This is a genomic window from Nostoc flagelliforme FACHB-838 (genome assembly GCF_014698065.1).
Lineage (GTDB): Bacteria > Cyanobacteriota > Cyanobacteriia > Cyanobacteriales > Nostocaceae > Nostoc > Nostoc flagelliforme_B.
In genome coordinates, this window is record NZ_JACJSI010000254.1 from 1 (window position 1) to 8,357 (window position 8,357).

The 8,357-nt window shown below is 38.4% G+C and carries 5 protein-coding genes and 2 pseudogenes; 4 read left to right on the plus strand and 3 right to left on the minus strand.

Features of this window, described 5'->3' with window-relative positions:
* Positions 1 to 189, minus strand: a pseudogene (locus tag H6G97_RS39590) (hypothetical protein); the annotation flags it as partial.
* A 47-nt stretch (positions 190 to 236) separates the two neighbouring features.
* Between H6G97_RS39590 and H6G97_RS39595 the strand changes: the two are divergent.
* From H6G97_RS39595 to H6G97_RS53760, 4 genes are all read left to right on the plus strand, one after another.
* Positions 237 to 1,169, plus strand: a complete 933-nt coding sequence (locus H6G97_RS39595; protein ID WP_190946108.1) for a PP2C family protein-serine/threonine phosphatase — start codon at positions 237 to 239, stop codon at positions 1,167 to 1,169.
* Between the two features lie 899 nt (positions 1,170 to 2,068).
* Positions 2,069 to 3,586: a VanZ family protein gene (locus H6G97_RS39600; protein WP_190946109.1), complete on the plus strand. Its 1,518-nt coding sequence runs from the start codon at positions 2,069 to 2,071 to the stop codon at positions 3,584 to 3,586.
* Positions 3,587 to 4,406: 820 nt separating this feature from the next.
* Entirely contained in the window at positions 4,407 to 5,807 is a 1,401-nt protein-coding gene (locus H6G97_RS39605; RefSeq protein WP_199349981.1) for a SulP family inorganic anion transporter, read from the plus strand.
* 45 nt (positions 5,808 to 5,852) lie between these two features.
* Positions 5,853 to 6,071 (plus strand): universal stress protein, encoded by a 219-nt coding sequence (locus H6G97_RS53760; protein ID WP_242055882.1) that lies wholly within the window; start codon positions 5,853 to 5,855, stop codon positions 6,069 to 6,071.
* Positions 6,072 to 6,417: 346 nt separating this feature from the next.
* Here H6G97_RS53760 and H6G97_RS53765 read toward each other — a convergent pair.
* Together H6G97_RS53765 and H6G97_RS39615 are read right to left on the minus strand one after the other, a co-directional pair.
* Positions 6,418 to 6,924, minus strand: a pseudogene (locus H6G97_RS53765) (peptide chain release factor 3); the annotation flags it as partial.
* Positions 6,925 to 6,962: 38 nt separating this feature from the next.
* Positions 6,963 to 8,294: a M36 family metallopeptidase gene (locus H6G97_RS39615; RefSeq protein ID WP_190946111.1), complete on the minus strand. Its 1,332-nt coding sequence runs from the start codon at positions 8,292 to 8,294 to the stop codon at positions 6,963 to 6,965.
* Positions 8,295 to 8,357: the final 63 nt, after the last annotated feature.

Sequence of the window (8,357 nt, forward strand, 5' to 3'; positions counted from 1 at the left end):
TTTTATCGTTGATATTATCCCCATGTGTAAATATTTGAAGCACTCATAATTCCTTACTTCTTTAAATAAGTCTTTATACTCTGCACAATATTCATCTACGATCTGCACTTTGCAGCAGCGCTTCGCTATCGCAACTGTTGGGTGGGCATCTCTTGCCAAATGTTTCAGGATTTGTAATTCTACATCCATTGCCATACCTACCTGAAGAGAGTTTTTTCTTCTAATCCTTAGGACAGATGTGGCAGCAGTGGTTGCCAACAGCAAATAATGCGATTAAATCTGCTTTAAGTTGGCTTTGCCTGCAAATGGTTGAAGGACAGATTCAGAGAATCGATCAATTAATTAATATATTGGATGAATTCTTGCAACAGTCTGCGATCGCACATAAGTTTACTTTTACAGTTGCAGCCCAAACAGATCAAGGCCCGACTCGTCAAAGCAATGAAGATACTTACTATTTCACAGATAAAGAAACCTTCTCTAACCTACCTTTAACAATTGTTTGTGATGGTATGGGTGGTCATGCAGGGGGAGAAGTCGCTTCATCTGTTGCAATCGAGGCGATCGTTCAACACTTACAAGCGGTAAATATTGCATCCGAAAATACAACTTCTCTGGTCATAAAATTACATGAGTGTATCTACAAGGCAAACGATTTAATCAACCAATCCAATAATCAAGATCATCGTCGAGATTATCAGCGCATGGGCACGACTGTAGTGATGGTACTAGCTTGTCCTCCTAAAATATATATTGCCAATGTTGGTGACAGCCGTGCTTACTTGATTACCCGCTCTGGCTGCTATCAAGTGACTACAGACGATAACATGGGGTGTAGATTGGTTAGGTTAGGAATGAGTTTTTATCGAGATTCATTTTCTCATCCTAATAGTACACAATTAATTCAAGCACTGGGAGTCAGTTCTTCAAAAGTTTTGCATCCTAGAATCCGCCAGTTTGTAATTGATGAAGATTGCATCTTTTTACTTTGCTCTGATGGTTTGAGTGACAACAATCGGGTTGAAGAATATTGGGAAACAGAAATTTTACCAGTTTTAGCAGGCGAAATGGATTTAGCCGTTGCTAGCCGCCGATTAATAGATTTAGCAAATCACTTTAACGGTCATGACAATGTAACCGTCAGCCTGCTTTACTGTCAAGTCTCTTAATCAGAATTCAGGCATAGTTGCACCATAAGCTAATCGTAAGGGTTTTAGTCTAGGGCTATAAACTTGTCACAGCAGCCACTAATTTTGTGACAGGCATACTAATGGATAGGATTTCACCTCGCTTGCTCCTGGGTGCTATGCTCATACTGCTATGCGTTGCCTTACTTGTGGCAGTGAGAGTCACTGGTGCTGAGTCGATGCTTGCTTATGGCTGTTTGGGGACTTCCAGAAAATAAAATATACAGATAATAAAAATGACAATCATTGTTAGCTGAGTGGGGTTATTCAAGCTGGGGTTTACGCCTATTATTTTGGGCAATGTTTACGACGGGCTTCGTTTGCAGCTTACCATCTCCTATTAACAGGCTTTACTGGTAATTCTACTAATCGAGAAGATATTACTTATCTACGGGTAAGGCATATTAGAGTTGAAACAGAACCACCACAAAGAGTTGTTTTAGACGAAAATCTAAGCGGAACAACTCCAGTGGAAATTGAGTGTATTCCTAAAGCTTTAAATGTTTTGATGCCTGCTATACCTCAGTTAAGGGAGGTCTAAATATTTTGGTAATGTCAAATTCAATGTTTAATAAATTAATTTGATTTATTAAATAGCGATTTTATCTAATTTATTTAACGGTAGAAGAGAATACAGTTTAATTGCCAAGGATGTTGTATTGAAAATTTAACTCATCTAATCTATAGAAAGTCTACTGTAAAAAATAACTTAAATTTCATGATATCTTTATAAAAACTTTAAAATTATCTCCCTATTATTCTGGATAAGTAAATAGGATAAGAACAGCTTTAAATGTTGTTCATCACTAGCAAACTGTCTATAGGTAATTGATTGGTTATTTAACCATATTTCCTCTATATGGCAAATAATATATATACTTATGTTTCTACACAATATTATTACACAAACTTCTTGTATCTTGAGTAAATTAATCCTAAATAGAAGCTTGTATTTAGTAACAGCCAGTATTTTAGCTATACTAATAGCTACGCTTCATCCCTTCAATTTTTTACTTTTAAATAATTTTTCTATACAAACAATTACTGCCAGTTTTGATAATGCAAGTTCTTTTGAAGACTTGGTAAACAATATTTTACTATTTATACCTTTAGGGTTTAGTTATACTGCTTTTTCGCAGAACATAAAGATAAAGCCGATAAACAAATTTATTACGCTGATAATTATCAGTGCTGGTTTATCACTTACAGTTGAAGTTTTACAAATATTTTTGCCATCACGCTCACCTACTCCTGCTGATATTGCCAATAATACTTTAGGTGGAATTGTTGGCATAATTTGTTTTTATATATGGCATTCACAAAGCTTTATATATATCTTATCTTCTGTAGAGAATTGGAAATTAAGTAACTCGAATAAAAAAATAGCCATATTATTTTTAACATATATAGTTTTGTCATTTCTAATGATATTACCTTGGAAAGCAACTACATATCTCAGTAATTGGACTCCAATCTATCCATTATTGCTTGGTAATGAAGCAACAGGTGATAAACCTTGGCGTGGATATATTTCAGATTTACACATTGCCGATCGATCAGTTAGCAAAAATCAGCTTTCAGAATTATTTGATAGTCAAGATTATTTAAATATTTTCGGAGATTCTTTAATAAGTTCTTATCAATTTACTAATAAAAGAGATTTTCAGGACAATACTAGACAACTTCCTGAACTTTTGCCACAAGGACAGTCATCATATCTTGTAGATAGTCAAGGTGTTGCTTTGAGTTCTAGCTATTGGTTAAAAACGGGAACTCCTACAACCTTATTGAACAAAAGGATACGTAAAAACTCTCAGTTTACAATAATTACTACTGTTGCTACCGCTGATACAAATCAAATAGGCCCTGCACGTATAATCTCAATTTCATCTGGTATTCTGCGCCGCAATTTTACATTAGGACAGCGGGGAAACAACCTGGATTTACGGATACGAACACCGATTACTGGAGAAAATGCAACAGATATTAAATTAAGTATTCCTGGAATTTTTGCACATACTAATACTCATAATATAGTTCTCACTTATTCTAAAGCTAATATCCAGGTATATGTAGACAATGTGCAAAATTTTTACTATTTCAATTTACTTGAATTAATACCGAAAGAGCAGAAACTATTGTATTATGCACTAACCTTTATTCCTTTAGGGATTTGCTTAACATTTATAACTATTATCGCCAGAAAAAAATTAAATTTTTACAGGCTATTGCTTCCTAGCGGGATCTTATTACCTTCTTTAATACTAGAAAGTATTTTGGTAATTGATATTCACAAAAGTATCAGTTTGACAAATATATTAATTGGAATATTTTTTACAGGCGGCACTATGCTGATATTAAGGATAAGAGCATCAGAACTACCTAAAAAGCAATTTTAAAACTAATTGCTACAATTTGAGCCTTTTTGAAATTTTCCGTGTGTTGAAATGTGTCGAGAAGTTAAACCACCGTATTTAACGGTGTAAGCCACACATAGCACTCTATGGTAAGTTTAAGCATTTATCCAATCGCATGAGCGATCACGGTGGAGCGTAGCTGACGAGCTACGCTCTTGCGGAACGCCATCGCCTGAAAGGATTGGTTTAAAGCAGATTATACTTTTATTGCAAATTGTAACGACGCTGTGATATGCTGACGTTACGAAATAAATACCCTAGTATTGATTCAATAGTCAGCAAGTTCAGTTCATGTCGCAGGCAACTATCTCTTCAGTAGCTTTAAATAGTTGGTATTGTCCACCTTAAGGGACAAACTGAGCCTTGTAGTCATCAAAAGTATTTGTAATTAACTATGCATACAGAAAAACAGGCTATTTTATCAGTCTGTAGATTAGTCTGCCTATAGTTTGTCATTCACGTACTAAGCTTTGTGCATATTGTTTGATACCAAAATAAGATTCCAAATCTTGATTTAATAGATTATTCTAACTGGTATCACTCTTCAATCAGTATGAAATAACTACTAATTAGTAGTTTGTAATTATTAAGAAACAAAGCAACTACTGATTGCAATTATGTATATCAGGAACAGCTTGCGCCAAGGTAATGGGGATAATTAATTACAAAATTGTATTGACAATTGATATATGTTTAATCTGAATTACGCACTGGCAATTTTATTTTAATTGAGACGCTAGGAGGAAACTTGAACGGAACAATTCTGAGGCGAGAATGGTTTTTTAACACTCGACGAGACATTATGGCTGGGGCTGTGGTGGGATTGGCCTTGATTCCAGAGGCGATCGCTTTTTCGATCATTGCCGGGGTTGATCCCAAAGTTGGGCTGTATGCCTCATTTATTATTGCAGTCATAACAGCGTTTTTAGGAGGTAGACCGGGGTCAATTTCTGCCGCCACAGGAGCGATGGCTCTGCTGATGATTGATTTAGTTAAAGATCATGGCTTGCAGTATTTATTCGCCGCCACCTTGTTAACCGGGGCCTTTCAAGTTTTGTTTGGGGTGCTAAAACTGGGCCGCCAAATGAGATTTGTACCCAGAGCAGTGATGATTGGCTATATCAATGCATTGGCGGTGTTAATTTTTCTGGCCCAGTTGCCCCAGCTAACGAATGTTCCGCCGACTGTATATGTGTTAACTATCCTTTCCTTGGCGATTATTTATATTCTGCCTCGTTTTACTAAAGCAGTCCCTTCTCCCTTAGTGGCGCTGGCGGTAATGACAATCACAGCGATCGCTCTCAAACTTAACGTTCCCACCGTCGGGGATATGGGAGAGTTACCGACTGCACTACCCAGTTTTGCTTTGCCTCAAGTGCCCCTAAATATGGATACATTGAGGATTATTCTGCCTTATTCTTTGACATTGGCGATCGTTGGTTTGTTGGCTTCATTCTTAACCGCTTCACTAGTGGATGAACTCACAGATACCCCCAGCGATAAAAATCAAGAAGCCAAAGGACAAGGTATTGCTAATATCGTCACCGCCTTCTTTGGAGGTATGGCAGGGTGTGGGATGATTGGGCAATCGGTAATAAATGTCCAGTCTGGTGGACGGGGGAGACTATCAACTCTTGCGGCCGGGGTTTTCCTGTTATTTGCCATTTTATTTTTGCAAGATTGGGTCAAGCTTATGCCGATGGCAGCACTAGTAGCCGTAATGATTATGGTGTCAATCGGTACATTTCGCTGGTCATCCTTAAAAAATCTTCCCCGCATCCCCCGCACTGAAACGGCTGTCATGTTGACGACGATGTTTGTGACAATTTTCACCCGTAATTTTGCCCTCGGCGTGGTGACAGGCATCGTCATGAGTACCGTATTCTTTTCTAACAAGATTGCCCAGTTAGTATTTGTGGATAAAGTGTTGAGTGAAGATGGTTTACATCGCATCTATAAAGTAGCTGGACAAATTTTCTTTTTATCGAGAGATGAGTTTCTAGCGTCTTTTGATTTTACAGAACTGGTAGAGCGCGTCACTATTGATCTAACTCATGCTCACTTATGGGATCAAGGCGCAGTGGAAGTACTCGAGAAAGCAGTACTGAAATTTCGTCGCAATGGAGCAGAAGTAGAACTAATCGGACTGAATGAGGCTAGTACTACCTTGCTGAATAAATTAGTAATTAATCAAAAATCTTAGCATTTTTACCTTTCAATCGTTTTATTTTCAGGGTATAAAACCACTATGCAAACTATTTTATTTTGTACCGATGGTTCATGTTTTTCAGAAAGTGTTTATAAATATGGAGCTTGGTTTGCTATTCAATTAAATGCCCAAATAAACGTTTTATTTGTCACCGATATTCGCAGCCAACAGGTAGCTTATACTGGCAACTTAAGCGGGAGCATTGGACTTGGCGCTTCAGAAAAATTGCTTAATGAATTAGTAAATTTGGAACATTAAAAAGCCAAGATAAACAATCAAAGAACAAGATTAATTTTACAAAACGCAGCTGCCACCCTAAGAGAAGAAGGCGTAGAAGGTTTTAATGCCACAAATAAAACAGGGTTTTTAGTTGATTGTTTTCACGAATTTGAAGAACATTCAGACTTGATTGTTTTAGGCAAACGGGGAGAAGCCGCAGATTTTGCATCGGGACATTTAAGGTCAAATGTAGAGCGAATTGTTCGTAGCATAGGAAAACCATGTTTAGTGACGCCGCGTGAATATAGACCTGTTGAAAGAGTTTTAGTTGCTTATGACGGCAGTTTAACAGGAAAGAAGACACTACAATTTTTGATAAATTCTCCTTGTTTTCAAAAGCAAACAACTTTTGGGGATGGGATAGGCGGATCGTTTTACCAGTACGGGCATGATTCACCACCATATCATTTTCAAATTTACCAGAACAGACCCGTAAAAAAGCAATGCGATCGCGGTGCTTCGTATCCATGTTGGCTTGCAATTTGAACACGAATCCAGAAAACTCTGGATAGGTTGGGGCAATTTCACCCTTGTTACTTTCATGGGGAGTTGGCTTGAGTCCATATTCCAAAAATGACTCTAGGAACAACTCCACACCAAAATTGTTCATGGCGCTACCAAAAAACACCGGGGTCATCTTACCTTAATGTACTGCTTCTAAGTCAAAGGTTGAACCTACCCCATCGAGAATCTCTAAGTCTTCTTTGAGTTGATAGTACAGCTCTGGTTCTAGCAAAGACTCAATTCTCGGATCGCCCAAGGAGATAGTAGTATCTGCGGCTTTTTTACTACCATGAGCAGCAGTCTTTTGAAACAGATGAATTTGCTTTTCAGATCATAGGATCGAATTTTTCTCAGGCTACTTTGCTCTCAAAAGTTACTATCAAGAGTTTTTAAGCCAATACCGCGTTTGGCAAAGGTATTGAGAATTAAAGTGCGGTTGGCGTTTTTATAGAGTAATTTGTCTGCTTGAAGTAGCATTGCTAAACCATCACGGAATTCGTCTTTTTGGTCAATTTCTTCGTTTCGACGAATTTTGCGTTTTGCTTTTGGGTTATCTGCTTCAATTTCACCAAACAACAATAATGTTTTCATTACCAGCAAATCGGTTTTGCGACCATCGCCGATCGCTTGTCGTAAATCCCATAGTGTGGAACTCCAAATATTACCGTTCTCATGAGGGTCACCGTCTTGGACAAAATTGGCAGTTGTACGAGGACCGCTGAGATTGCGATTGCTTTTATCTGTTAGCTTTTCGTCAGCTCTTTGCCATTCGTAAATGTCAGGAGAGTTTAGCATTACTGCTGTCCAATAATCACAAGTTCCTTCATCCAGATGGATTTTACGGTTACTATATTGATTATTTTGGCGGTTCTGGTTTTCACGGAAGTCTGCGGTGTGGCTGACAATATGATGTGCTGTTTCATGAATAATAATTGCGGCGTTGTGAGAGGGATTTTCGTTATAAGGATAGCTGTTAACAACCACGCGATCGCCATCAGCATCTTTAATAAAGTCATTACCAGGGCCTAAATGCGCTTCTCCGGCAGAATTAATTTCTTCCACTTGATGCTCAAAGCCTTCATCATCGAAGCGATCGCTTGGTCGGCGATAATGGCCCCCACCAAAAGAACGTGCCTCACCACTACGCTCGTCACAATCATTTTGTCGGTAGCCTGGTAATTGTGAACAAGAATGGTCATTTACTACTACGCGCAAGTAGGGAAGTGGTTTTTCGCCGAGTTCTGCTAGTAAACTATTAGCGTAAGTTAATGTCCGGTCAGCGTGATAATAGGCATTAGCCTCACCGAAGCGTGCCGCACTTAATATGCGATCGTTTTCTCTTCCTTCAGCCTCCTCATTTTGCTTTGGAGTAGAACCACCACTAGCCGGATCGTACAAAAACGAATCTCCCTCAGCATTCCCCATTGGAACGCCTCGCAATTCGCCTGTTTTGTTATCTTTCTCAACTAGCACCCCGTAGTTAACAACTTCTACTTGTTTACCCTTCAAACGCCAAGGTTCATTTGTCTTTTTTAACAAGTTCGTTAATTTCACACTCTCAGGCTTAATTTTATCGGCCGTTTTAGCATTAACCTGACTTTGAGGTAAACCGAGATAGACACGAGCTTGAGGAGCATTAGTAATTTCACAGGACTTACGCAACTGGAACAAATAGCGAGCGGGGCGTAGCCCTACCACACGACAATTTAAATCAAACCAAGCACATAGGAATACTTGGGCGTTTTAGTTGCTGAATTAAAT

Bases quoted from the DNA above. Each gene is read 5' to 3' on its own strand.
- H6G97_RS39600 (WP_190946109.1), top strand. From the start codon at position 2,069: ATGTTTCTACACAATATTATTACACAAACTTCTTGTATCTTGAGTAAA.
- H6G97_RS39595 (WP_190946108.1), top strand. From the start codon at position 237: ATGTGGCAGCAGTGGTTGCCAACAGCAAATAATGCGATTAAATCTGCT.
- H6G97_RS39605 (WP_199349981.1), top strand. From the start codon at position 4,407: ATGGCTGGGGCTGTGGTGGGATTGGCCTTGATTCCAGAGGCGATCGCT.
- H6G97_RS53760 (WP_242055882.1), top strand. From the start codon at position 5,853: ATGCAAACTATTTTATTTTGTACCGATGGTTCATGTTTTTCAGAAAGT.